The 25,282-nt window shown below is 63.8% G+C and carries 22 protein-coding genes and 1 tRNA gene; 13 read left to right on the top strand and 10 right to left on the bottom strand.

Features of this window, described 5'->3' with window-relative positions:
* Positions 1–13: 13 nt before the first annotated feature.
* Positions 14–601 carry a GbsR/MarR family transcriptional regulator gene (locus F812_RS22170; RefSeq protein WP_051113735.1) on the bottom strand — a complete coding sequence of 196 codons (588 nt, stop codon included), beginning with the start codon at positions 599–601 and terminating at the stop codon, positions 14–16.
* 268 nt (positions 602–869) lie between these two features.
* On the opposite strand from F812_RS22170, the gene F812_RS0101635 reads away from it, so the two are divergent.
* From F812_RS0101635 to F812_RS0101620, 4 genes are read left to right on the top strand one after another with little or no spacing between them, the layout of a single operon-like run.
* Positions 870–2,285, top strand: coding sequence for a circularly permuted type 2 ATP-grasp protein (locus tag F812_RS0101635; RefSeq protein ID WP_026867765.1), 1,416 nt, complete (start codon positions 870–872; stop codon positions 2,283–2,285).
* A 36-nt stretch (positions 2,286–2,321) separates the two neighbouring features.
* A complete protein-coding gene (locus F812_RS0101630; RefSeq protein WP_020084211.1) occupies positions 2,322–3,269 on the top strand; it encodes an alpha-E domain-containing protein in 948 nt (315 codons plus the stop codon).
* 7 nt (positions 3,270–3,276) lie between these two features.
* Positions 3,277–4,104, top strand: a complete 828-nt coding sequence (locus F812_RS0101625) for a transglutaminase family protein (RefSeq protein ID WP_020084210.1) — start codon at positions 3,277–3,279, stop codon at positions 4,102–4,104.
* A gap of 27 nt (positions 4,105–4,131) precedes the next feature.
* The gene (locus F812_RS0101620; protein ID WP_026867764.1) at positions 4,132–4,863 is read left to right on the top strand and encodes a proteasome-type protease; all 732 of its coding nucleotides are present in this window, start codon (positions 4,132–4,134) and stop codon (positions 4,861–4,863) included.
* A gap of 21 nt (positions 4,864–4,884) precedes the next feature.
* On the opposite strand, the gene F812_RS0101615 is transcribed toward F812_RS0101620, so the two are convergent.
* Positions 4,885–5,847 (bottom strand): type I secretion system permease/ATPase, encoded by a 963-nt coding sequence (locus F812_RS0101615; RefSeq protein ID WP_020084208.1) that lies wholly within the window; start codon positions 5,845–5,847, stop codon positions 4,885–4,887.
* Between the two features lie 223 nt (positions 5,848–6,070).
* Between F812_RS0101615 and F812_RS0101610 the strand changes: the two genes are divergently transcribed.
* The 6 genes from F812_RS0101610 (at position 6,071) to F812_RS0101585 (ending at position 12,937) form a co-directional block, all read left to right on the top strand.
* Complete coding sequence (locus F812_RS0101610; protein WP_026867763.1) at positions 6,071–7,111, top strand: class 1 fructose-bisphosphatase; 1,041 nt, start codon at positions 6,071–6,073, stop codon at positions 7,109–7,111.
* 57 nt (positions 7,112–7,168) lie between these two features.
* Positions 7,169–8,047 carry a phosphoribulokinase gene (locus F812_RS0101605; protein ID WP_020084206.1) on the top strand — a complete coding sequence of 293 codons (879 nt, stop codon included), beginning with the start codon at positions 7,169–7,171 and terminating at the stop codon, positions 8,045–8,047.
* Positions 8,048–8,188: 141 nt separating this feature from the next.
* Entirely contained in the window at positions 8,189–10,015 is a 1,827-nt protein-coding gene (locus tag F812_RS22165) for an EAL domain-containing protein (RefSeq protein ID WP_083929026.1), read from the top strand.
* A gap of 110 nt (positions 10,016–10,125) precedes the next feature.
* The gene (locus F812_RS0101595) at positions 10,126–10,821 is read left to right on the top strand and encodes a ParB-like protein (protein ID WP_020084204.1); all 696 of its coding nucleotides are present in this window, start codon (positions 10,126–10,128) and stop codon (positions 10,819–10,821) included.
* A 156-nt stretch (positions 10,822–10,977) separates the two neighbouring features.
* Positions 10,978–11,673: a ribulose-phosphate 3-epimerase gene (rpe, locus tag F812_RS0101590; protein ID WP_020084203.1), complete on the top strand. Its 696-nt coding sequence runs from the start codon at positions 10,978–10,980 to the stop codon at positions 11,671–11,673.
* 19 nt (positions 11,674–11,692) lie between these two features.
* The gene (locus F812_RS0101585) at positions 11,693–12,937 is read left to right on the top strand and encodes an SAM-dependent methyltransferase (protein WP_020084202.1); all 1,245 of its coding nucleotides are present in this window, start codon (positions 11,693–11,695) and stop codon (positions 12,935–12,937) included.
* Between the two features lie 44 nt (positions 12,938–12,981).
* Here F812_RS0101585 and F812_RS0101580 read toward each other — a convergent pair whose 3' ends face one another.
* Positions 12,982–13,482 (bottom strand): DUF2147 domain-containing protein, encoded by a 501-nt coding sequence (locus F812_RS0101580; protein WP_020084201.1) that lies wholly within the window; start codon positions 13,480–13,482, stop codon positions 12,982–12,984.
* A 152-nt stretch (positions 13,483–13,634) separates the two neighbouring features.
* Here F812_RS0101580 and hrpB point away from each other — a divergent pair, with 152 nt between their 5' ends.
* Entirely contained in the window at positions 13,635–16,163 is a 2,529-nt protein-coding gene (hrpB, locus tag F812_RS0101570; RefSeq protein WP_020084199.1) for an ATP-dependent helicase HrpB, read from the top strand.
* A gap of 184 nt (positions 16,164–16,347) precedes the next feature.
* On the opposite strand, the gene F812_RS0101565 is transcribed toward hrpB, so the two are convergent.
* Positions 16,348–16,614, bottom strand: coding sequence for a hypothetical protein (locus tag F812_RS0101565; protein WP_020084198.1), 267 nt, complete (start codon positions 16,612–16,614; stop codon positions 16,348–16,350).
* A 340-nt stretch (positions 16,615–16,954) separates the two neighbouring features.
* Here F812_RS0101565 and F812_RS26760 point away from each other — a divergent pair, with 340 nt between their 5' ends.
* Positions 16,955–17,131 carry a hypothetical protein gene (locus tag F812_RS26760; protein ID WP_020084197.1) on the top strand — a complete coding sequence of 59 codons (177 nt, stop codon included), beginning with the start codon at positions 16,955–16,957 and terminating at the stop codon, positions 17,129–17,131.
* A gap of 446 nt (positions 17,132–17,577) precedes the next feature.
* Here F812_RS26760 and pabB read toward each other — a convergent pair whose 3' ends face one another.
* On the bottom strand, positions 17,578–19,428 hold the full coding sequence (pabB, locus tag F812_RS0101555) for an aminodeoxychorismate synthase component I (protein ID WP_020084196.1): 1,851 nt from the start codon (positions 19,426–19,428) through the stop codon (positions 17,578–17,580).
* A 350-nt stretch (positions 19,429–19,778) separates the two neighbouring features.
* Between pabB and F812_RS0101550 the strand changes: the two genes are divergently transcribed.
* A tRNA-Met gene (locus tag F812_RS0101550) sits at positions 19,779–19,855 on the top strand.
* 110 nt (positions 19,856–19,965) lie between these two features.
* Here the strand turns inward: F812_RS0101550 and F812_RS0101545 are convergent.
* The 5 genes from F812_RS0101545 to F812_RS0101525 form a co-directional block, all read right to left on the bottom strand.
* Positions 19,966–21,198 carry a type III PLP-dependent enzyme domain-containing protein gene (locus F812_RS0101545; protein WP_020084195.1) on the bottom strand — a complete coding sequence of 411 codons (1,233 nt, stop codon included), beginning with the start codon at positions 21,196–21,198 and terminating at the stop codon, positions 19,966–19,968.
* Position 21,199: 1 nt separating this feature from the next.
* The gene (locus F812_RS0101540) at positions 21,200–21,436 is read right to left on the bottom strand and encodes an acyl carrier protein (RefSeq protein WP_020084194.1); all 237 of its coding nucleotides are present in this window, start codon (positions 21,434–21,436) and stop codon (positions 21,200–21,202) included.
* Positions 21,437–21,480: 44 nt separating this feature from the next.
* Positions 21,481–23,073, bottom strand: a complete 1,593-nt coding sequence (locus tag F812_RS22160; protein WP_020084193.1) for an AMP-binding protein — start codon at positions 23,071–23,073, stop codon at positions 21,481–21,483.
* A 38-nt stretch (positions 23,074–23,111) separates the two neighbouring features.
* On the bottom strand, positions 23,112–23,666 hold the full coding sequence (locus tag F812_RS0101530) for a serine O-acetyltransferase (RefSeq protein WP_020084192.1): 555 nt from the start codon (positions 23,664–23,666) through the stop codon (positions 23,112–23,114).
* Between the two features lie 309 nt (positions 23,667–23,975).
* Positions 23,976–25,019, bottom strand: a complete 1,044-nt coding sequence (locus tag F812_RS0101525) for a glycosyltransferase family 61 protein (RefSeq protein WP_020084191.1) — start codon at positions 25,017–25,019, stop codon at positions 23,976–23,978.
* Positions 25,020–25,282: the final 263 nt, after the last annotated feature.

The following is a 25,282-nucleotide window of genomic DNA, read 5'->3' as shown; positions in this document are numbered from 1 at the left end:
CGCCCCGGCTGGCTCAGGCGCTTGGCGGGCCTCGCTTCGAACGGCGCCCGGCCGTGAGCCCGGCAAAGCGCGCCACCGCGCCCCCCATCTTGATCAGCTTGGCAAGCACGGGCGTTGGCAGTTGCAGCACCTCGTCGAAACTCCGCGCCACGCCCTCCGTGAAATCGAGCATCGCGTGGAACCGCTTGCGCACCTCGCCCGAGACGCGCGCATCGCCCTCGGCCGCAGCGATGCACTGACGAAGCGCCGCGATGGCCGGATCGATTTCCCGCGTCTTGCGGTTGGCTGCGATCCGACGCACCATCTCGAACACGTCCGCCTCGGCCTCGTAGAAATCGCGCCGGTCTCCCAACGCGGAGACGCGCCGGATCAGCGACCAGCTCATCAACTCGCGCAGGGAGGTGGATACGTTCGACCGCGCGAGCTTGAGCTTGTCCGCGATCTCTTCCGCCGAAAGCGGCCGGTCCGACACGTAAAGCAAGGCATGGATCTGGGATACCGAGCGGTTGACGCCCCAGATCTCCCCCATTTCGCCCCAGGCGACCACGAAGCGCTCGACGGCGGGAGGCAGCGAACCATTATGTACTGTTATTTCTGTCATGACAGAAATTAAAGAACGGAACGCCGCACTCGTCAAGGCCCGGCTGGCGTCTCCCGCGCAACGCAGCTCTGCGTTCAGGGAAGGCATGTGTGCGCCTTCGCCAAGGTGACCACGTTTTAATCGTGCACTGCACGCGAGAAAGGCAACTGTCTGCGAAATAAGCAGCGGCCTCTGACGAAATCCGCGGAAACATTGGCTTTTCTTTCGGCCTTCGGATTGGCCCGGCTCTTGCCATACACGAAGCATGGAGCAAATCAGGGCATCGGACTTGAAGCCAGCTTTTGACGAGATGAACGGACTCGGCCAGGGCGTGCGCGAGCCTTATGCGGCGGTTTCCGCATGGCTCGATACGATGCGCGTCGAGGACCTTCGCAAGAAGAGCGCCGAAGCAGAGCTACTCTTCCGGCGCACGGGCATCACCTTCGCCGTCTACGGCGACGCCGAGGCGGCCGAGCGCCTCATTCCCTTCGACATGATCCCGCGCATCATCTCGGCCGCCGAATGGCGCCGCCTGTCGACGGGCATCGAGCAGCGCGTGAAGGCGCTCAATGCCTTCATGTACGACATCTACCACCGCCAGGAGATCATCAAGGCGGGACGCATCCCCGCCGAGCTCGTCATCCAGAACAGCGCGTTCGTGCCGGAGATGATCGGCGTCGAGCCCGAGCTCGGCATCTACTCCCACATCATCGGCATCGACATCGTGCGGACAGCCGAGAACGAGTTCTACGTTCTCGAGGACAACACCCGCACGCCTTCCGGCGTCTCCTACATGCTGGAGAACCGCGAGACGATGATGCACATGTTCCCGAACCTGTTCGCGGAGAACCGTGTCGCCCCCGTCGAGACCTATCCGGATAATCTGAGAAAGACGCTCGAAAGTGTCGCGCCCCATCGCCTCGATACGGACCCCGTGATCGCCGTGCTCACGCCCGGTATCTATAACAGCGCCTACTTCGAGCACGCCTTCCTCGCCGACCAGATGGGCGTCGAGCTTGTAGAAGGCTCCGACCTCGTCGTCATGGACGGGTATCTCAACATGAAGACGACGCAGGGCCTCTGCCGCGTCGATGTTCTCTACCGGCGCGTGGACGACGCGTTCCTCGATCCCCTGACGTTCGATCCCAGCTCCATGCTCGGCGTCCCCGGCCTGTTCGATGTCTACCGCGCCGGCAACGTCACCATCGTGAATGCCCCCGGCGCCGGCATCGCCGACGACAAGGCCATCTACAGCTACATCCCCGAGATCATCGAATTCTACATGGGCCGGCCGCCCATCCTGAAAAACGTGCCGACCCACAATTGCCGCAAGCCCGACGCGCTCAAATACGTCCTCGAGAACATGGCCGAGCTGGTCGTCAAAGAGGTGCATGGCTCGGGCGGCTACGGCATGCTGGTCGGCCCCGCGGCAACCAAGGAGGAGATCGAAACCTTCCGCGCACGCGTCAAGGCCAACCCCGACAACTACATCGCCCAGCCGACGCTCGCCCTTTCGACCTGTCCCACCCTGGTCGAGGACGGCATCGCGCCGCGCCATCTCGATCTCAGGCCCTTCGTCCTGATTGGAGACGAGGTCCGTCTCGTGCCCGGCGGCTTGACGCGCGTCGCGCTTCGCAAGGGCTCACTCGTCGTCAATTCCAGCCAAGGAGGCGGCACCAAGGATACGTGGGTGCTCCAGGACTAAGACAAGAAACCGCGAGCGAAACGGGTCGCAGAACACATGCTAGGGCGCACGGCGAACGATCTCTACTGGCTATCGCGTTACATCGAGCGGGCCGAGAATATGGCTCGCCTCATCGAGGCGGGCTATCGCATCGCGCTCCTTCCCCGCGCGGGCGACGACCGCAATCAGGAATGGACGTCCACCCTCGAAAGCGCCGGCTGCGCCGCGCAGTACCACGCCAAGCACGGCACGCTCGACACCCGCAACGTGGTCGACTTTCTTCTCTTCGACGCGAGCAACCCTTCGAGCATCCACGCCTGCCTCGCAACCGCCCGCCGCAACGCCCGTGCCCAGCGCACAGCCCTCACGCGGGAGATGTGGGAATCACTCAACAGCTCGTGGCTCGAATTCCAGACCATCAAGCCGGATACGCTGCGCCCGGATGCGCTGCCCCGCATCCTCGACTGGATCAAGGAGCGATCGGCCGCCTATCGCGGCGCCCTCCTCAACACCATCCTCCGCAACGATACCTACTTCTTCAGCCAGCTCGGCACCTTCCTGGAGCGGGCGGACAACACAGCGCGCATCCTGGACGTGAAGTATTACGTGCTTCTGCCCTCCACCAGCATGATCGGCAGCGGCGTCGACAACGCGCAGTGGGAGGCGATCCTGCGATCCGTATCGGCGCACCGAAGCTACCGCTGGGTCTACAAGGACAGTTATCGCTCATGGCGCATCGCCGACTATCTCATCCTCAATCGCGCCATGCCCCGCTCGCTGCGCGCCTGCTACGGCGAGATCGAGAGCACCCTCGATGATCTCTCCTCCCTTTACGGCGAGGAGATGCCTTGCGCGAAAACGGCGAGATCCACGCTCGCGCTCCTCGACAAGGGCGACATCGACACCATCTTCCAATCGGGTCTTCACGAGTTCCTGATCGAGTTCATCGCACGCAACAATCGCGTCGCGCATGAGATCTCCGAGGCTTATCACTTCAATTCTTGAGGGGCGGATGCTGATCGAGATTCGCCACAGAACGACCTACCGCTACGAGACACCCGCGCGCTACTCGATCCAGAGTTTGCGCCTCACGCCGCCGTCCTTCGAAGGGCAGGAGGTGGTGAGCTGGGCCATCTCCGCGCCGGGCTTCGACAAGCACATCGAATACCGCGATGGCTTCGGAAACCTCGTCCACCTGGCCTCCCTCGGGGCCCTGCACGAAGGTATCACGATCGAAGCCTCCGGCATCGTCGAGACCGAGGATACGTGCGGCATCGTGCGAGGGCTTACCGAAATAGCCCCGCGCCGCGTCTTCCTGCGCGAAACACCCAAGACCGCCCCCGACAAGGGCATTCGCGATCTCTCCCGCAGCGTCAGCAACGGCAAGATCCCGACCGACACGCTGGATTGCCTGCATGCCCTCATGCGCGCCGTGCGCGATGCGGTGGAGTACGAAATCGGCGCCACCCACGAGCACACGAGCGCGGCCGAAGCCCTCGCCGAGGGAAGGGGCGTGTGCCAGGATCACGCCCACATCTTCATTTCCGCCGCCCGCCTCATCGGCATCCCGGCCCGCTACGTGAACGGCTATTTCCTGTCGGGCACGCTGGCACCATCGGAAGCCCACCACGCGTGGGCGGAAGCCTGGGTCGACGGTCTGGGCTGGGTCGGCTTCGATCCGGCGAACGGCATGTGCCCCACAGAGCGCTACGTGCGCCTGGCCTGCGGTTTCGATGCCGCCACCGCCTCACCCATTCGTGGCACCCAGCGCGGCGGCGAGAACGAGGCCCTTGACGTCAAGGTCGAAGTTGAGCAGCAAGGCGCTCAGCAGCAACAGTAGCTGCCTGAACCAGGAAGGATGCTCGCGATGACCTATTGCGTCGCGCTGAGGCTCGACAGCGGCCTTGTCTTTGCGGCCGACACGCGGACCAACGCCGGTGTCGACAACATCGCCCAGTATCGCAAGCTCCACTTCTGGCGCCAGCCCGGCGACCGCGTGCTCGTGCTGCTCTCTGCCGGCAATCTGGCCGTGACGCAGTCCGTCGTCAGTAATCTTAACGAGCAGCTTGCCTCCACCGACAACAGCGGCCCGACGCTCTTCACCGTGCCCTCCATGTATCGCGCGGCCCGCCTCGTGGGCGACGCCGTGCGCGACGTGCGCCGCCAGGATGGCGCCGCGCTCGAGATGAGCAAGGCGGGCTTCTCCGCGTCCTTCATCCTCGGCGGACAGATCGGCACCGAGCGTCCCCGCCTTTTCCAGATCTATTCCGAAGGCAACTTCATCGAAGCAACCGACGACACGCCCTTCCTGCAAATCGGCGAGCACAAGTACGGCAAGCCGATCCTCGACCGCGTGGCGCGTCCCGAGATGAGCCTCGGCGAGGCCGCGAAGCTCATCCTGCTCTCGTTCGACTCGACGCTGCGCTCGAACCTCTCGGTCGGAATGCCGATCGACATCCTGCTCTATGAGCGCGACAGCCTCGATGCGCGCCGCGAGAAGCGCATCTTCCAGGACGACGAGTATTTCAAGAAACTCTCGACCGCCTGGTCGGACGCCCTGCGCTCCGCCTTCGCCAACATTGAGGAATTCAAGATCTAGCGAACGCCCTCTCCTTACCTCCTACCTCGCGAGTAGCGCGGCGATCCGGTCGTGGCTCTCGCGCGCGGCGGAAAAGTCCCGCCAATGCGCGATACCCGCGTCGAAGCACGCGAAAATGCGGCCCAGGATGATGGAGGAGGCAATGAGCGCGCCGGGGCTCATGGCGCCTTCAATCACGAGCAGAGCGCCGACCGCGAGCCCACCCGATTGCAGCATGAACCGCAATCCCTTTGCGAGCGCACCGAACCGCAACGACCGGCGCGCCGCACACGCCCTGAGCCGATAGTACCCTCGTGACGCCGCACGCCAGCGGTGGGCGATATCGAGACAGCGCACGCAGCCATCAGGAACGGCGCACGCAGCCACGAGGTCGCGGACCAGAACCGCGCGCTGATGCCGCTTCCGCGTAAGCCTCCGGCTCACATCCCGCGCGTGAAGCTCCGCCGATACGGCCACCGTGACCAGCAGCAGAATTCCCGCGAGTGCGAACAGGCCGAGCACCGGATGCAGCAGTGCCACCGCCACCAGGAAGGCCGGCGCCCACACCATATCGAAAAAGGCCGAAGGGCCGGAATTGGTGACGAACCGGCTGATCCGCTCCACGTCGCCGAGTGCTTCGAGGCCTCGCCGCGCCGGAGCCGTGCGCACGACGTCGAGTACCTTGATGTCGAGGCTTTGGACGAACGTCAGCCCGGCGCGAAAAAGGAGGCGCGAGCGGACCATGTCGAGCAGCGCAAACCCTGCGTGCAGGCCCAGCACCAGCCCCGTCAGCATCCCGAGCGCCCCCAGGCTCTGCGACGGCAGCACGTGGTCGTAGATCCGGAGCATGTACGCCGAGGTCGAGAGCTGCAGCAGGTTGAGCACGCCGGACAGCAGAAGAACCTGTGCCATGAGGGGCGCGGCAAGAAAGGCGAACCCTCCGCCCGCGCGCGCACCGCCCCGCCAGTTCCCGGCCGAGGGCCGGGTACGCTCGACAGCCTCCATCGCACATACACCTATTAATTGTGCTCATAAGTATTATACACGCTAAAAGATATACATCGTCATTTGCTAAGAATTGTTCATCACATCGCGGCTACTCATAGGTGAGACTAAAGTTCAACCTTGCGCGAACGCCCGGCTACCCCTCGAATGAGACGAGGCAAAAGTCTCGGCAGGCCGGAAGCGGCCGATTAACGACCGGGAAGCCATGGGAGGAAAAGGCTGGATGACAGACCCGATGGATCTAGGGGCCTTTCTGGATCGCTGGGCCCACGGAGATCCCGCGCGGGCCGACATCGCCGTCACGGTCGTTCGCCTGTCCGAGGCCTGTGGCCGGATCGGCAATCTCGTGAGCCTGGGCGCACTGGCCGGCGCGCTCGGCTCGGAAACAGGCCGCCAGAGCGGTGTCGACGCCCAGAAGGAGATCGACGTTCGCGCCAACGATCTGATCGTCGCCGCGCTCAAGGACGCGCCTGTCGCCTCGCTCGGATCGGAGGAGCTGGAATGGGCGCTTCCTATCCACCCCGGCGCCCCCTTGGCGGTCGCCGTCGACCCCATCGACGGCTCCTCCAATATCGACGCCAACGTCTCGGTCGGCACGATCTTCACCGTGCTGCCGGCTCGCTGTAATGGCGTGGACGCGTCGAGCTTTCTCCAGCCGGGCCGCGCGCAACTCGCGGCGGGCTTTGCCGTCTACGGCCCCTACACCACGCTGGTTCTCACCCTCGGCAGCGGTACGCACATATTCACGCTGCAGCGCGTCTCGGGGCAATTCCTGCTGACGGCGGAGAACATCGAGATTCCTGCCACCACGCGCGAGTATGCCATCAACGCGTCCAACTATCGTCATTGGGACGAGGCGATCCGCACCTACATCGACGATTGCCTGCGCGGCAGCGAGGGACCGCGCGGCAAAAACTTCAACATGCGCTGGACGGCCTCTCCGGTCGCCGACATCTATCGCATCCTGGTCCGGGGCGGCATCTTCCTCTATCCGGCGGACCTCCGCGACAGCTACACCATGGGCCGGCTGCGCCTGGTGTACGAAGCAAACCCCCTCGCCTGGATCATCGAGCAAGCCGGGGGCGCCGCGACCTCGGGCTGCGAGCGTATCCTCGATCAAACGCCCGCCTCTCTTCACCAACGCACGGCTTTCGTCGGCGGATCGAAGAGCGAGGTGGAATATCTTGCACGCCTGCACCACGACCCGCACGGACTAGGCGAGCGCTCGCCGCTGTTCGGACGGCGCGGCCTGTTCAGAATCTGATCCGAAGCCACGCACCTCACCCTTTCCGCCAATCCGTACAAGACCGAACGAAGAAAAATGTCCGCCAAGCACCCCATCATCTCCGTCACAGGCTCATCAGGCGCCGGCACCACCAGTGTCCGGCGCACGTTCGAGCAGATCTTCCGGCGCGAGAAGATCACGGCGGTCTTCATCGAGGGGGATGCGTTCCACCGCTACGACCGCGATGAAATGCACGCCGCGTCAGAGGCCGCCGCGGCCCAAGGCAACTACACGCTCAGCCATTTCGGCGAGGAGGCGAACCTGCTGCCGGAGCTCGAGCTGCTCTTCAAGACCTATGGGGAGATCGGCACGGGCCGCGCGCGCCACTACGTCCACGACCAGGCCGAAAGCGAAATCTACGGCGCACCGCCCGGCACCTTCACGCCCTGGGAGGAGATCCCTTACGGCACCGACCTCATGATCTACGAAGGTCTGCACGGCGCCGCGATCACCAACAAGGTCAACATCGCCCGCCACGCGGATCTACGCATCGGCGTCGTGCCCGTCATCAATCTCGAATGGATCCAGAAGATCCACCGCGACAAGGAGGAGCGCGGATACTCGCCCGAGGCGATCACCGACGTCATCCTCCACCGCATGCCGGACTACGTGAAATACATCTGCCCGCAGTTCACAGAGACCGACATCAACTTCCAGCGCATCCCGACCGTCGACACCTCGAACCCGTTCGTTGCGCGCTGGATTCCCACGCCCGACGAATCCATGGTCGTCATTCGCTTCAAGAACCCGCGCGGCATCGACTTCTCCTATCTGCTGTCAATGATCCAGAACAGCTGGATGTCGCGCGCAAACTCGATCGTCATTCCGGGCGGCAAGCTCGATCTGGCCATGCAGCTCATCCTGACGCCGATGATCCTTCAGCTCATCGAGCGCAAGAGAAGAACGTTCTTCTGAGCAGCACAGCGAAAGATGACGGAACGACGACAAAAAGACGGGAATAATACCATATATTTCAGCAACTTGCGTGGATTGCGATTAGCGCGTCCTTAAGCTCTGCACCCTTAGGGTCCGCTCAAGCGGGTACAGGGTCGTGCAATGCCGAATGCAACAGCCGAAGTCGACGTCAGTTGGCAACGAGATCCGAACCTTTTTCTCATGCGCGCGGGCGCGGATCTCGACTGCGCGCTCCAGCCGATCGTAGACATCAACACCGGCCGCACGCTTGCCTACGAAAGCCTCGTGCGCCAGACGGACCGCCTCGGCTTTGCCTCGCCCGAAAGCCTGTTCGAGCACGCGCACGCAACGGGTGTGCTGCTTGAGCTCGAGCTCGTCATCCAGACCAAGGCGCTCGCGAAGTTTGCAGGCGCCCGGGAGAATGGCTGGGCCCTGCTCTTTCTCAACCTCGACGGCCGCCTCCTCGGAAGACGCCGCGAGATCGAGGCGCATCTGACGCAGCTTCTGTCCGCACACGGCATGAACCCATCCGACGTGTGCATCGAGTTGTCGGAACGCAATCAGATTCTCGAAGCAGAAGCCTTCGAGTGCGAAGTCGCAAGTCTCCGCAGAGCTGGCTTCTCGGTTGCCCTCGACGATTTCGGCACCGGAAACTCCGGTCTGCAGATGCTCTACAAATGCAATCCGGATTTCCTGAAGATCGACCGCTTCTTCGTCTCCTCGGTGCAATCCGATCCCAAGAAGCGCGTGCTCGTTTCATCCATCGTCGATCTCGCTCATGCGCTCGGCATCCGTGTCATTGCCGAAGGCATCGAGACGACGGCGGAGTTGCATAGCTGCCGCCGCATTCGCTGCGACCTGGCGCAGGGCTACTACATTTCCCGTCCTGTAATCGACACGGCCGAGCTGAAGACCAGCTACGGCGTGATCGGCAACGAGCAATGCCGGCGCGGCAACGGACTCTCGGCCGACGACGTGCGCGCCCTCGTCGAACCCCTCATGCCGCTGTCCGTGGAGGCGTCCCTCGCGGACGTGTTCGAGATCTTCGAGCGCAATCCCCGCCAAACCATGATTCCGATCATCGACGCCGGAAGAATGCCGAGGGGCATCGTCCGCGAGCGTGACATCAAGCCCTTCATCTACTCCCGCTTCGGCCGCGAGCTGCTGCGCAACAAGGCTTTGGGATTTGGCCTCAAGAACTTCGTCTGCTCAGCCGTCGTCGCCGACATCAACTCCCCGTTCGATCCCCTGCTCGAGCTGTCAGGAAGCGACGCCAACGATGCTATCATCGTCATCGATCAAATGGCCTATTGCGGCGTCCTGCCGACCACAGGGCTGCTCAAGCTCTCGAACGACATGCGCACGCGCGAGGCGTCCAACCGCAATCCTCTGACGCGCCTGCCCGGCAATCAGGCCATCCGCGCCTATCTGGACGAGCTTGCCGAACGCCAGGGGCTGCGGCGTCTGGTCTGCTATCTCGACGTCGACAACTTCAAGCCGTTCAACGACAAATATGGCTTCCGCATCGGCGACCGGGCGCTCATGATGCTCGCCAACATCTTGAAGTCGCTTCAGATCGAGCGCGATATTTTCGTCGGCCACATCGGCGGCGACGACTTTTTCATAGGCGGCGTGGAGGAGCACAGCGCACCTCTCCTCGCCCTTCTGCCCACCATCCGGCAGCGTTTCAATCTCGAGGCGGAAAGCCTCTATTCGCCTCTGGACCGCGAAGCCGGCGTCATCATCGGCAAGAGCCGCGACGGCCGCGATCAGGCCTTCCCTCTTCTCACCTGCTCGATCGCGGCCCTCGACCTCGATCAGCACGCACCCGCCATGAGCGCGGAGGAGGTCGCCTCCTATCTCGCTCAGATCAAGCTGCGTGCGAAAAGCGCAAAGACCGGAATTGCCGTCGCTCAGGTCGGCGCGAACAGCACGGCCAGCACGCTGGCCCTCGCCGACGTCGCCTGAAGCAGTCGATGCCGCGGGGCCGCCCCCTCCGCCTTTACCTTTCGTTTACCAAAGCCTCGTTAGCTTTTCCGGAAGGGACACAACGACCGACGACGCGTGGGGTAACGCACATGTACGATGCGCTGGCGTTCGATTACCATTGGCCACGCAAGACCCTCTCCACCGCACATCCCGATGAAACTGCCCAGCGGCGCAATCGAATGGCCGTTGGCGCGCTCCTCCAGGCGCCTCTCGAAGCGCTTCGCCCGACCCAGATGGCCGTCGGTATGCGCTCCGTGACGCGCAAGCAGCGCAAGGTCGAAAACCGCGCCGGCAAGCGCAAGAAGATCGAGAAGCTTCTCTGCAAGAGACCGATCCCGGCCGTGCGCGGCCCCGACGGCGCACTCTTCATTGTCGATCACCACCACTTCGGGCTTGCCCTTTGCCTCGCGCAGGTGAAGACCGCCTACGTCCACGTGATCGACGACATTTCGCAACTGTCCCGCCACGCATTCTGGCAGCGGATGGAAGCCGAAGGCCGCCTCTACCCCTATGACGAGTTCGGACGGCGCATCCCGCCGTCGTTACTACCGACTTCGCTTCATGCCCTGCGACATGATCCGTTCCGCGACTTGGCCTGGGAAGTGCGCGAGGCGGAAGGATTCGATAAGGCGCCCGAGCCCTACGCCGAGTTTCACTGGGCGAACTTCTTCCGCGAGCGAATCCCCCTCTCGACGATCCGCCGCGATCCCAAGGAGGCCATTCGTCTCGCCCTCAAGCTCTGCCGGTCCAAGGATGCCGCAGAACTTCCCGGATACGCCCACTGATCCGGGCCGAGAGCAACGCCTGAACGCACCCGCCTAACCCATTCCAAGGACCGGTCAACGGACAATCTTTGGGATGCGGGGCCTTCCGCACTTGTCGAGTTGCAGCTCCGCGTGTAGGGCAAGAGCCTGAAACCTCGAACGGATGGCGGAGATACGATGCCCCGGCCCCTCATCATCGCGCCTTCGATCCTGTCCGCGGACTTCGCGCGTCTCGGCGCCGAAGTGGCGGCTGTCGATGCGGCCGGCGCGGACTGGATCCATCTCGATGTGATGGACGGCCACTTCGTCCCCAACATCACCTTCGGCCCGCCCGTGATCAGTGCCATCCGCGGGAGCTCGAAGAAGACCTTCGATTGCCATTTGATGATCACGCCTGCCGATCCTTATCTCGAAGCCTTCGCCAAGGCCGGCGCCGAGATCATCACGGTTCACGCCGAGGCAGGCCCGCATCTCGATCGCTCGCTGCAAGCCATCCGCGCGCTCGGCTGCCGTGCGGGCGTCTCCCTCAATCCCTCGACGCACGAGAGCGCGATCGAGCACGTGCTGGATCGCGTGGACCTCATCCTGCTGATGACGGTGAACCCCGGCTTCGGAGGCCAGGCCTTCATCCCGGCGCAGCTCGAGAAGATCCGTCGCGTTCGCGCGATGGTGGGAGATCGCCCGATCGACATCGAGATCGATGGCGGCGTGACGCCCGACACCGCGGGCCTCGTCGTCGCTGCCGGCGCCAACGCACTCGTCGCCGGATCCGCCGTCTTCAAGGGCGGTACCAAGGAAAGCTACGCCGCCAACATCGCCGCCATCCGCGCAGCCGCCGAGGCAGCCCGGACGCCCACGATTCTCTACGCCTGAGTTTAGAGGTAGCGACGCAATGTTCCCGCTTTCGCACATGATGAAGTCGTTCGTTCGCGTCGGCACCCTCAAGGTGATCGACGCCGAGGGCCGCACCCACGTCTTCGGCGGCCGCGCACCCGGTCCCGACGTGACCATGCGCCTGACCGATCCGACGCTCTACCGCAGCCTGTTCTTCAACCCGGAGCTTGCCGCGGGCGAAGCCTACATGGACGGCCGCATGAGCTTCGAGAACTCGACACTGCGCGACTTCCTCACGCTCTTCTCCGTCAACCGACTCTCGCTCGGCTCCTATCCGCTGCAGAAGGTGTTGCGCTCAGTTTCTCGCGGACTGAAGCGCTTCCAGCAGGCGAACCCGATCGGCAAGGCGCAGCAGAACGTTGCTCATCACTATGACATCGGCAACGACTTCTACCGCCTCTTCCTCGACCGCGGCATGCAGTACTCTTGCGCCTACTTCACGAGCGACGACAACACGCTCGAGGAAGCCCAGCAGAACAAGCTGCGCCTCATCGCCTCGAAGCTCGACTTGAAACCCGGCCAGAAGGTGCTCGACATCGGCTGCGGCTGGGGCGACATGGGCCTTTATCTCGGCCGCATGGCGGACGTGCAGGTCGTCGGCGTGACGCTCTCAAAGGAGCAGTGCAAGCTCGCCAACGAGAAGGCCAAGGCCCTCGGCCTCGCTGACCGCGTCCGCTTCGAGCTGCGCGATTATCGCGATCTCACCGACCGCTTCGACCGCATCGTCTCCGTCGGCATGTTCGAGCACGTCGGGGTGCACCACTACGGCGAGTACTTCGCCAAGGTGAACGAGCTTCTGACCGACACCGGCGTGATGCTGCTTCACTCAATCGGCCACATGAGCCCGCCCGGCACCGCGAGCCCCTGGCTCAGGAAGTACATCTTCCCCGGCGCCTACTCGCCCGCTCTTTCCGAAGTATTCACGGCCGTCGAGCAGAACAGCCTCTGGGTCACCGACCTCGAGTTCCTGCGCTTGCACTACGCAAAGACGCTCGCGCATTGGGAAAGCCGCTTCCAGGCGAACCGCGCCAAGGTGGCCGAGATGTACGACGAGCGCTTCTGCCGGATGTGGGAGTTCTATCTCATCAGCGCGGAAATGATGTTCCGCACCGGCAGCCAGCTCGTATTCCACATGCAGTTGGCCAAGAAGCGCGATGCCGTGCCGATCGTGCGCGACTACATCACCGACACCCAGCGCGAGTTCGTGAAGCGCGAAGCCGAGCGGGGCATTTCCGCCCCGTAACCGGGCGGAAAAAACGCAAGATGTAAAAGCCGAAGGTAGCAGCCTTACTCGGCCTTCGCCCGGTCCGGCGCAGGCGGCACCCCGTCCTTGAGACAATGATACGCGGGCTTTGCCACCTTGCTCCAGACTTCCGTCGAGCCGAACAACGGAAGAAACACGTAGCCCCTCACCTCGATTTGGGTGGGGCTCAGGATCTGTGCATAGCCGCTGAAGCTCATGCCGAGATCGGGCACGTAGACGTTGCCGCCGCCCCAGGTGCCGTCGGGCTGCTTTGTGAACCCGTCGATCACGCGCAGCCCGCACACCTCGCGATGCTGCAGAGACTTGTCCGGATTACGGAAATCCTTGAGGGGTAACCGGTCGGGACCGTAAGGGAGACGGAGCCAGACGACCTTGGCGCACATCGCCTTTCCGCACGGCTCCACCTCCAGCACCACCTCGCCGTGGGAATCCATCCAGAACCCATCGAGCTCCGTCGCCCGCGCGCGGTCCGCCGCGAACGCGAATGAAACGAAGAGACCCAGCACTGCCGCCAAGCGAAGCATGAAAGTTTCCCTGAAAACGTTCCGGGATCCGCGGCCTCGGAACATGGCGCCGCAGCCCCTGGCCCTCGATATCCGCCAGCACCACGATGTTGTAAAGGCGACGCGAACAGTCTCACTCTTCACGGCCAAGCCGACGTGCTAAGTCCGCCACTATGACAGAGCCGACAATCTCGAATTCTCTAAGGCGATTCGCGCCTGCACTCCCGATCGACGACGCGCTCGCCCCGCTCGCAGCCGCGCTCGGCTCCCGCTCGTCGGCCGTTCTCATCGCCCCGCCCGGCGCCGGCAAGACCACCCGCGTGCCCCTTGCCCTGGATGGTGCGACCTGGCTCGAAGGCCGCAAGATCCTGCTGCTGGAGCCACGCCGCCTCGCCGCCCGTGGCGCCGCCCGCCGTATGGCCCAAACTCTCGGCGAGGACGTGGGCGAAACCATCGGCCTGCGCGCACGCCTCGAGACGCGCGTCTCCCGCAAGACGCGCATCGAGGTGCTGACCGAGGGTGTATTCACCCGGATGATCCTCGACGATCCGACCCTCGAAGGCATCGGAGCCGTTCTCTTCGACGAATTCCACGAGCGCTCGCTCGACGCGGACCTGGGACTTGCGCTCGCGCTCGACGCACAACGCAGCCTCCGCGAGGACCTTCGCCTTCTCGTCATGTCGGCGACGCTCGCGGGAGACCGCGTCGCGACGCTGCTCGGCGACGCGCCCGTGATCACCAGCGAAGGACGGAGCTATCCCGTCGAGACGCGTTACCTCGGAAAAGATCCCACAAAGCGCCTGGAAGACCGCATGGCGGACGCTATCGAGCGAGCCCTGCGCGCGGATACCGGCTCCATTCTCGCTTTTCTTCCGGGCCAAGGCGAGATCCGTCGAACCGAAGAGCGTTTGCGCGAGCGTTTGTCGCCCGATGCCGCTATCCTCGCACCGCTCTACGGCGCGCTCGACCGGCGCGAGCAGGACCGCGCCATCGAGCCTGCCCCCGCCGGACAGCGCAAGATCGTGCTCGCAACTTCCATCGCCGAGACCTCGCTCACCATCGAAGGCGTCCGCGTCGTCGTCGATTGCGGCACCTCGCGCGTGCCGCGTTTCGATCCCGATGTGGGCGTCACGCGCCTCGCCACCGTTCGCGTCTCGCGTGCTTCCGCTGACCAGCGCCGCGGGCGCGCCGGCCGCGTGGAGCCCGGCGTCTGCTACCGGCTCTGGGACGAGGCCGAGACGGCAAGCCTGCCGCCCTTCAGCGAGCCCGAGATCCGCGCGGCCGATCTCGCCCCGATGCTGCTCGATTGCGCAGAGTGGGGCGTCACCGATCCGCGCACGCTGGCGTGGCTCGACCCGCCGACGTCGGCCGCCCTCGATGCCGCGCGCGAGGAATTGCAGATCCTCGGCGCTCTGGATTCCGCGGGTCATATCACGGAAACGGGCCGCCGCCTGCGCGCGTTTCCCTTGCCGCCGCGCCTCGCTGCCATGCTCGTAGAGGCTGCGCGCCACGCCGCCGAGCGCGAGGCTTCCGAGATCGCAGCCGTTCTCGTGGAGCGCGGTCTCGGCGGCAACGACACGTCACTCGATCATCGTCTGGAGAACTTCCGCCGCGACCGCTCACGGCGCGCGACCGAAATGCGCCGCCTCGCGGAAGGCTGGGCAAGAAGCGCGCGCGAGGGTGGCTCAGCCAAACGCGACGAAGCGGCCGACAGCCACGCCGTCTCGACCGCAGCCCTTCTCTCCCTCGCGTATCCCGAGCGCATCGCAAAGGCGCGCGGCGCACGCGGCCAGTTCCTGCTCGCCAATGGGCGCGGCGCAACCCTCGATGCCGCGGATGCGCTCGCGCGCGCTCCCTTTCTCGTGGTCGCCGAGATGCAGGGCACGGCCGCCGCCACCCGCATCGTGCTCGCGGCTGAGACATCGGAAGCGGAGGTGATCGCGTTCGCGGGCGATCGCATCCTGGCGCGCGACGAGACGACGTTCGACCGGGAAGCAGCCGCCGTCCGCGCCCGGCGCGTCCGCCGCCTCGATGCAATCGAGCTTGCGAGCGAGCCGCGCGCCGCAGAGCCTGGCCCCAGCGTGGAAGCCGCTCTCGCCGCGGGTCTCGCCGCGCTCGGCGCCGCCAAGCTGCCCTGGAGCAAGGCCCAGCTTCAGCTTCGCGATCGTGTCGCGTTCCTGCGCGGTGCCACCGGATCGGAGGGCTCGAGCGACTGGCCGGATCTTTCGGATGCCGCGCTGACGGCCACGCTGCCGGACTGGCTCGGACCTTACCTCGCGGGCAAGACGCGCCTTGCGGACATCGGCGCCGACGATCTCGGCACCGCACTCGACGGTCTTGTCCCCTGGAGCCTGAAGCGCCGTCTCGAGGAGGAGGCCCCGACTCACTTCGAGGCTCCGACAGGCAATCGTCACGCTATCGACTACGAAGGCGCGGGCGCGCCGGCCTTGCACATTCGCGTGCAGGAGTTGTTCGGGCTGAAGACCCATCCGTCGATTGCGGGCGGGCGGCTAGCGCTCACGCTCAACCTGCTCTCGCCCGCCCATCGGCCGATCCAAATCACGCGCGACCTGCCGGGCTTCTGGAGCGGTTCGTGGAACGCGGTGAAGGCGGAGATGAAAGGGCGCTATCCGCGTCACCCCTGGCCGGACGATCCGGCGAGCGCCGCGCCGACGGCCCGCGCCAAACCACGCGGCACTTAGCGGCTCTCTGTTCTGGACGTGAACTCTTCGCCGAGAATGTTCTGAAGGCCCTGCACCAGGACGACAGGGGTCGCATTTCCAAGTACCAGCCCACATACTCCGTCACTCCGGCGAAGGCCGGAGTTAAGACACACCGCAACATGAGGCGATGGTCTCGCTCAAACCGGACAGGCGCCAACCAACGCTACCGCCCCTCCACACGCCGGTGTTGACCGGCACTCGCAGACACCTCTCCGGAATCCATGAGCGCACTGATGCACGCCGGGCTGAGCTTCGGTCCCACCTTGCGCATGCAGGCGCGCAGGCCGGCACTGCCGAGATCATGCTGGCTGCAATGGGCCATGTAATCTGCGCGGCAGTGCTTTCTCACCTTGTCGTCGTAGGCGGATGCCTCGCCCGAAAAAAGCAGTGGAACGAAACCAACGGCGGCAACCAGGCAGGTACGCAACATCGGGGGCTCCTCTCTGCGGGCTTGTCACGCTCCCCCACGAAACGATCTCGTACTCGCGACACGCACCTTCAAGGGCACAACTGCGGAGCCGGCATCATTCTTCGCAGAAGAATCCATAAAGCCCATGGAAATCCACAAAAATTTAGCACCAAAGATTGCGTGTTTCGAGCCCTTGCGGACTCCCTCGGCCATCTGCGGCGGGAGTGTTGCCGTGAAGCCCGTGCCAGAGCGGGTGGTGCCTGCTATAAGCGCCGCATGCGGGCGAGTCGGTTAGATTCTGTGCGCAATCGCGCCGGTCGCCACCCGCTCAAATCCAAAACTTCGAGGGAGAGAACGACCCATGGCACTGAAAGCTCCGGGCATCCTGACATTCATGCTTTCGGTCATTCTCACCGTGCTCGCACTGGTGACGTACGTCTTCGGTGCGTCAATTCCATACATTACGGGTCAAGAATTCTGGGTTATCCTTCTCGCTCAGTTCGTGCTCGTGTTCGGATGCATCATGCGGGGCTTGTAGGGAGGCCCCTAGGCGCCCTCTTGCCGGGGGGCACCTTTCCGCGCCGTGTCAAAAATTTCAGCGTCAGTTAAGTCGCGTGCGTTCGCTGTGCTCTTCTGTCGCGCGGCGTTCGGAACCCTGGATGTGGCACGTTCCTTTGCGCAAATTGGCACCCATGATGATACGCAAATTGCAGTCTGGCCCCTTTGCCGAGCGAGCGCGTCGTTCCGTGCGTGAAATCGCACTGGCCGTCGCCCTGACGCTTGCGGCTTTGGTCTTTGTCGTAGCGGCACTTCATAGCCACGCGCCGGAAACGGCTGCCATCTCCTCGTCGCAGGAGCCGGGTGCGAACAGTTCTAATTAACGAACGCACGCATCATCAGCACCGCTCGAAAGCGGCGCCTTAGAAACTCTCTAACAATCCTGAACTTTTTCACGCTGCCCTGACACCCGCCAGCGCATGCCCGTCAGGCCTTGATGGGCTCAGCCCGCACCAGTCCCCGCACCGAGTTCCCGACATAGACGGTCTTCGCACTTGCGAGATCAACTTGCGTCAGCACGGCCTCCGTGGCCTTGCCGGTCGCGATCAGCTCGCTGCGCAACACCCCCGGCAAAAGCCCGGACGAAAGCGGTGGGGTTAAGAGCGTCCCATCCTTCTCCACGAACACGTTGGTCCGGCTGCCCTCGGCAAGCTCGCCCCGCTCGTTGAGATAAAGCACCTCGTCGGCCTTCACGGTGTCGGCGTAGTGCTGCCACTCCCGGTCGTAAAGCTCACGCCGGGTAGTCTTGTGGAACAGGAAGGCGTTTGTGCTGTCGAGCCGGGTCTCGGAGATCACATAGCGCATCACCGCGTCCGGCTTCTGGGCGGGCTGCTCCGCCGTGGTGAGGGTGAGCGTCCCATCCTCGGCCAGCAGAACCCGCACTCTCAGCCGCTCCCCCTCCCGGCCCTTGACCGCATCAGCCAGCGTCTTGCGCACGGCCGCCTCATCGAACGCGTAGCCGAAATAGGCGGCCGACGCCTTGAGGCGCTTGATGTGCCCTTCGAGGAGCCAGTACCCCGCGCCCGCGTCATGAAGCAGCGTCTCGATCAGCTCGAAGCTCTTCGGCGGATCGGTGAGGAACTTCATCTTGAGCAGGCACTCGGCATACTCCTTCGCGCCGACCGAGTCGTAGACGACGCCCGACCCGATCCCCATCTCGCCGCGCCCGTCGCGGAAAATGACCGGCGTGCGGATGGCGACGTTGAACAGCGCCGTGCCCTTCGGGCTGATGTGTCCGATCGCGCCGCAATAGACGCCGCGCGGCTCAGTCTCGTAGTCGCTGATCAGCTCCATCGCCCGGATCTTCGGCGCCCCGATCACCGAACCCGGCGGGAAGATCGCGCGGATGAGATCGGTGAGGCCGATGCCGTCCTGGAGCGTGGCCGTGACGCCGGACGTCATCTGATGCAGCGTCCGGAACGTCTCCACGGTGAAGAGATCGGTGACGTTGACGCTCCCCACTTCCGCGATGCGCCCGAGATCGTTGCGCATCAAATCGACGATCATCAGGTTTTCAGCGCGCTGCTTGACGTCGCTCGCGAGCACCCGCCGTGCATCCGCGTCCGCCTCGGGCGTACCGGCGCGCGGCGCCGTGCCCTTCATCGGCCGCGTGGAAACGACGCGACCATGCTTTTCGATGAACAGCTCCGGGCTCGCCGACAGCACCGTCACCTCGCCCGTATCGACGATACCGGCATAGGCGACGCGCTGGCGCTGGCGCATGTCGCGATAGAAGGTCAGCGGAGAGCCTTCGAGACGGAAGCGCGCCTTGAACGTGAGATTGAGCTGATAGATGTCGCCGGCGCGGATCTTGTCCTGCACGGCGGAAAAACGGGATTCGTACTCCGCCTGACCCCACGCACACGCGACCGACGTGAACTGGTAGGAGCCGCTGCGCGTGTGCGTCGAGAGCCAATGATCGACCTCGGCCTCGTTCATCTCGCGCGGCCCGCGATAAAGGCCGAACCAGAGCAAGGGCACATTGCGCCCCTCGGGCAGCAGACTGCGCAGCTTGGGCTCGAGCACATAGCCGAGCTCATAGGCGAAGAACCCGGCCGCATGCAGCCCGGCGGCCGCCCCGGCCTCGAGCCGGGAAATGGCTTCAGGCACCTCCTCCGGCGCGAAGGCAGATACGATCTCGACCGGCTCCGAGAAGAGCAGCGAAGGCGCCCCGCGCCCGGTGCTGTTGTCGAGAAGAACGAACGTTTCCTCGAGCCCGGCACCGGTTTTCTTCTGACCGGCTTGGTCGGCGGCTCGCTTGGGGTCGGCTTTAGTCATGCGTGCGGGGTCTCGTCTCAAGTTCTGAGCACTGTTTTGACGCCAGCTTATACGAAACTTTCCCGCTCGTGGCCGATAAGAACGCGCATGAAATATGCAGCCTGCCGGGGTCTATGGACAGGTAATCCACGGCCTTTGCCGCACCCCGGTTGAGTGGGGTTCACAAACCCGAAAAACATGCTATAGACCCTGCCGAGCCGCACCGGAGCGGCTCCTTCGAACGGGCCGGCCCGGATTCACGGGATATGAGGGCCCAGATCAGCCCCTACACCACTCGGTGGCCGGATCGTTCGAGACGACGCGACAGGGTGTCCCATACGGAGGCCTCGTCGGGTCGGTGATGTCGGTATCGCGGGATGGAGCAGCCCGGTAGCTCGTCAGGCTCATAACCTGAAGGTCGTAGGTTCAAATCCTACTCCCGCAACCAACATCCTCTACAAATCCATCTTCTAAAATACGGACCGAGCCTGCCTGCGCCGAGCGATGCTGTCGCGTCCTCCGGCCGTGTCGGCCGCTGCGCCACGGCGGAGCGGGAGGCTAGGCGATATCGCCGAGCTGGCGCGTCACATCGCGCGGTGCGTTCGCCTCTACCAGCACCTCGCGCGGAGCCGCATGGCTGATGAAGTGGATGGGGCTGGCGGTCAGCCCATACGCCCCGCTGTTGTGGACGGCGATGAGGTCGCCTTCCTCGATCCTGGGCAGCACGACGCCATTGGCGAGCCGGTCGATCGACGTACAGAGCGGGCCCACGAGGTCGATCTTCTCTGCGGGATCTCCGCCGCCAACCTTGTGCATGGCGTAGTTGCGGTGGATCACCATCCCGAAGTGACCGGAAGCCGGCAGGTGATTGTTCATGCCGCCATCGCAAATGCCGATGCGGTTCCCGCGCGACTCCTTGACGGAAATGACACGCGTCACGAAGTAGCCGGCCTCACCCACCAGATAGCGGCCAAGCTCCAGAACGAGCTGGGTGCTTGCAAAGCGCGCCTCACCCTTCAAGGCGTCGAGATCGCCGATGATGCCGCCCGCGACCGCGGCGAGATCGAGCGGCTTGTCCCCATCGTGATAGGGAATGCCGAGCCCCGATCCGAACACCAGCTTTTCCGGCGCGAGATCGTAGCGGTCACAGACCTCGCGGAAAATCGAAAGGAAGGTGCGGTAGTTCTCAGCGATCGCATCGGGCTTGAGGCATTGCGTGCCGGAGTAGATGTGCAGCCCCGTGACGCGCAGGTTGGGAAGCGCCAGGATTTTCGGAAACGCCTCGTGGATCTCCTCCACGTCGATGCCGAATGCGCTCGGCCGTCCCGCCATCTGGTCGCCGAACCCTTTGGGCACGCGCGAGGGCGCAATACGCACCAGAACATGCTGAACGCGCCCGAGCGAACCCGCGATCCGGTCCGCCGCAATCGCCTCGCGAACCGACTCGAGAACCAGCTCGCCGAGACCGCCCTCGATGGCCTCCTTGAGCTCGAAGTCGCGCTTGCCGGGGCCGGTGAAGCTCGCACGCGCGGGCTCCCACCCGGCCTGCGTTCCGAGCCGGAACTCGCCTATCGACGACACGTCGAGAAATGCGACATGATCCTTGAGCCAGCCGAGCAACGCCGGATTGGGGTTGCTCTTCGCGGCATAGCTGAGCGCGAAGCGGCCGCCGAACGCGGCCTGCAAGGCCGCCGCCCGTGCCACGATGGGCTCCGTGAAATAGACGAACGACGGCGTGCCGATCGACGTAGCGACGCGCAGGAGGCATTCGTCGACGGAAGCGCCGCTCATATCACTGCTGGCTTTCTGCAAATCTCAGGATGCGCTGAGCGGAATCGAAATTCTCGAGCGTGACGTCTTCGGGACGCACACGCACCCCTGCCGTCTCCTCGACGAAGGTGATGAGCTGTAGCATCGCGACGGAATCGAGCGCGCCGGAGGAGAACAGCTCGCTCTCGAGGCTCACGTCGCCATCCACGTTGAGCGTGTCCTTGAGGAATGAAAGAAGTTGCGTTTCAGTCAAAGTCATTGTGTCCACTCGAGTGCCCTTCACTCACCAGTTTGACGAATAGATCAGACGCTGGCGCCCGAAAGCGCCTCCTGCCTGGAAATACGCTCCTTGCAGCTTCGGATCACGTCGGGCCGCGCCAGCTTGCCGCTGGACGTGCGCGGCATGGCCGTGTCCCACACATGGATCGAGCGCGGGATCATGTAGTGTGGCATGGCGATCCGGCAATGCTTGAGCAAGGCCGCCTCGTCGAAGCCCGCGAGCGGCGTGACGGCGACATGCACCACCTCGCCCAGATCGTCGTCGCTCACACCGAAAGCAACCGCCTCGCCCACGAGCCCGCTCCGGTAGATCAGATCCTCGACCTCGTCGGGACTCAACCGGAACCCGCTGGTCTTGATCATGGCGTCGTTGCGCCCGACGAACCAGAGATCACCATCCGCGTCGACCAGAACGGTATCGCCGCTGTAGACGACCGGCTCGGCACCTATCAGATCCATAAGCTCCGGACAAGGACGGATCTTCTCGCTCGTGATCTCCGGCTTCCCCCAATAGCCGAGGCTCACGAGAGGACCGCGATGGACGAGTTCGCCCTGCTCCCCCGGCCCCGCGACACCCTCGCCGGGCTTGATCACGTAGATCTCTGATCCGGGAATGGCCCGGCCGATCGAGCCCATCTTCGCCCTGAACTTCTGGGGCGCGAGATAGGTTGAGCGGAACGCCTCCGTCAGGCCGTACATGAGGTAGATGTCGACGTCCGGAAACACATCCGGCATGCGCTCGAGAATATTGAGCGGGATCTTTCCGCCCGAGTTGGTGATCCGCCGCAGCATCGGAAGGTTCGCGGGCTTCTCGTCGAGTAGCCGCACGATCTGGTTCCAGAGCGGCGGCACCGCCGCGACGCCGGTGATTTCATAGCGCTGGATCGCCTGCACGATCTCGGTCGCCATCGCGACCGGCTGATGCACCACCGTGCCGCCCATCAGCATCATCGTAGTGAGCTGGTTGAGGCCGTAATCGAAGCTGTAAGGCAACACGCTGAGCAGGCGGTCGTCCTCGGCAAGCTGGAGATAGCGCGCGACCGACCTTGCGCCAGCCACGATGTTGCGATGGCTCAACATCACGCCCTTGGGCTTGCCGGTCGATCCCGAGGTGTAGATGATCATCGCGAGTTCGGTCTCGAGACGCGCCACCTCCGGCGTGCTCGGGTTCGCCGCCGTGGCAGTCCACCCGTCGAAACGCGCGTCGTCCGGCGCATCACCGAGAACGAGCACACGCGCGACGGAGGCAGGAAGCGCACTACGCGCCAGAGCCTTCGCCGGACGCGGGTCCATGATGATCAGACGCGCTTCGCAGTCGTCCGCCACATAGCCGAGCTGCTCGATCGTCCATTGCGTGTTCACGTTGACGACCACCGCCCCGATCTTCGAGACGGCGAACATCGCCGTAACCTCGGCGATGCTCTTGCGCAGGTGCACGATCACCCGGTCTCCCGGCTTTATGTCCTGCGCCTTGAGATAAGCCGCGATGCGGTCGACCTCTGAGGACACCTCCTCGTAGGTCGCGGAACGGTCGGCATCCACCAAAGCCTGCTTGTGCGGACGAACCTCCAGGTTGTCCGCGAGAAGGTGATAGAAAGTCGTTGTCAGCGCGTTCACGACAAACTCTCCGGGAAGTCTTTCATCCCGCAATCGCTCTATCCCTGGCCGGCGCTTTGAGCACGGTCCTTCTTGGGAAACGGAGTGAGACGAGGATAAATTTTTGCGGGCGAGCCGACCACGATGGAATCCGAGGGAACATTCGTCGTTACCGCCGTGTTGGCGGCAATACGCACCCGGTCCCCGATCTTGATGCCGCCGAGCACCGTCGAGTTGACGCCGATGAAAACATCATCGCCGATCACGGGCGTACCCGGCCCCATATTGGTGCCGATCGTCACGTTGTGCATCACGCCGAGCCGCTTTCCGATCACCACCTCCGGATGGATCGAAAGCGAGCCCTCCGCATGGATGATGTGAAAATCGTCGCCGATGGTCACCTGCGGCGGAATCCAGATTTTGGTAACGTTCGCGACAACGACATTGATCGCGCCATAGATCTTCTGTGCGACGCGCCGCGCGATTGGATTGGGCAATTCGATCGCCCAGCGCCCGAAACGATAGACCAGAAGCGAGACGAAGGCGGCATTGAGAGCCGAGCGTCCATGCCGCTCGTAATCTCCCCGCACCAGATTCAAAAATTTCACGGACATTTCCCACAGGCTCCCGGTGAGAAAAGCCCCCAGCATGCGTGATGGTCATGCGGAACAATCATGTGTCGGCGCAGCCCTCGACCGCCTGAATTATCTGGAGCCCGCTTCTGCCGGACAGCCAAGAACGACAGCCCACTCAAGCCCCAGGTCATTTCCATGATATGACAATTGGGAGTACTTTTATGAGAAACAGGATTCTGTAACTTCTGTTTCGGGAAATGAAGTAAACGGCCGCAGAGTTTGGCGCCATCTACACCGGAAATACCAGGGAAACGCCGTTAACATTCTGCCCAAAATTGAGGCGCGCGATCAGCCCGAAACGAGATCCAGAGTTCGCTGGATCTCTCCGGCGTCCGCGATGAACTCGTTCTCCCCGCCCGTAGCGACCACGAACGCGAACGTCTGACCCTGCCGGTCGGTGATCACCTTCAGAGCCGAGACCGCCCGCTCCGGAGGTTGTACGACGAACAGCGTCGCATCGGGCGGCATGACGAGTAAGCCGTGGACGAGATGACTGCCCTCGACGCCCGCCACGACCCGCGCGCCCGCACAAGCCGAAACGATCTCCTCCACCGGCGCCGTCGACGGATCGAGAATGCGAAATCCCCGTTTTGACGCGAGTTCCTCCGCGATTGCGCGCTCGTTTGCGAGCACCCGGCGCATACCCGTGCTCCCGCGCAGCAGAAAGACGCCGGCGTGAGCGTCATGAGGAATGCCAGCAATCACCCGCTCCCGGAATTGATCGGCGCGCGCCTTCTTGTGGCTATTCTGGGAGAGATCTCGAAACAGGATCAGATGCTCGAAATGCGCGCGATTGATGCGGCGCGGCTTCATCCCGAGCTTGCTTTCATAGGTTGGAACGTGCCCGCCCGTGGTCATGGTCGTGGTGACCGGCGCGCCGTACTTTTCAGCCAGGCGATAGGTCAGGCAATCGTCCGAGAGCCAGGAGCCGAACCAGGTGTTGCCAACCCAGCTTTCATAGAGCGCCCCGCTTACGACCTCCCGCGGCTGAAGATACGCGGGCCATTTGCGGTGGCGAGGCCTCAGATGCTTGATGGCGCCCGACGCGTAGAGAACGCCATCCACCAGGTCCACATCCTTGAGGCGGAACCCGAGCGTGTCTTCCTGAACGGCGTCGTATCCGCCGCGAAAATCGCGCACGACGCTCGCGACCGACCCGAACTCGGCCTCGCGGATGCGCTCGATTTGCCCAGGCAGGAATTTGGCGGGCGGGATGAAGCGGGTTTCACTTGGCGCCACCACCCACCGCTCGACCGCAGCGGATTCGATCTCCGCCTGCGGCAGGCCACAGGCTTGCTTCAGCGCGTGCAAGGCGGGACGGAACGAGATCAAGGCAGAAACTCCGGCGTCAGGACCTCGCGCAAAGCGCAAGACCGATCAGACCAGAGAAGGCTTTGCCGTCGTCCGGCAAGCCTTTGATCGTTATTATATTAATTTAACTCCGGAGACCCCGCTCCATGGCCGGCTGGCCCACTCCCGCGCTTCAGAAGCGCTCGCCTTGCCTATGACACGGGCCTGGACCAGGATCGCGGTAAACCCTACTTTGTGAACCTGGATACGGCGCGTTGCGAGCGCGCCATCCGCCAAAACCCCGA

The organism is Hyphomicrobium zavarzinii ATCC 27496 (assembly GCF_000383415.1).
GTDB lineage: Bacteria > Pseudomonadota > Alphaproteobacteria > Rhizobiales > Hyphomicrobiaceae > Hyphomicrobium_C > Hyphomicrobium_C zavarzinii.
The sequence above is the reverse complement of the archived record's forward strand: the minus strand, read 5'-3'. Positions and strand labels throughout refer to the sequence as shown.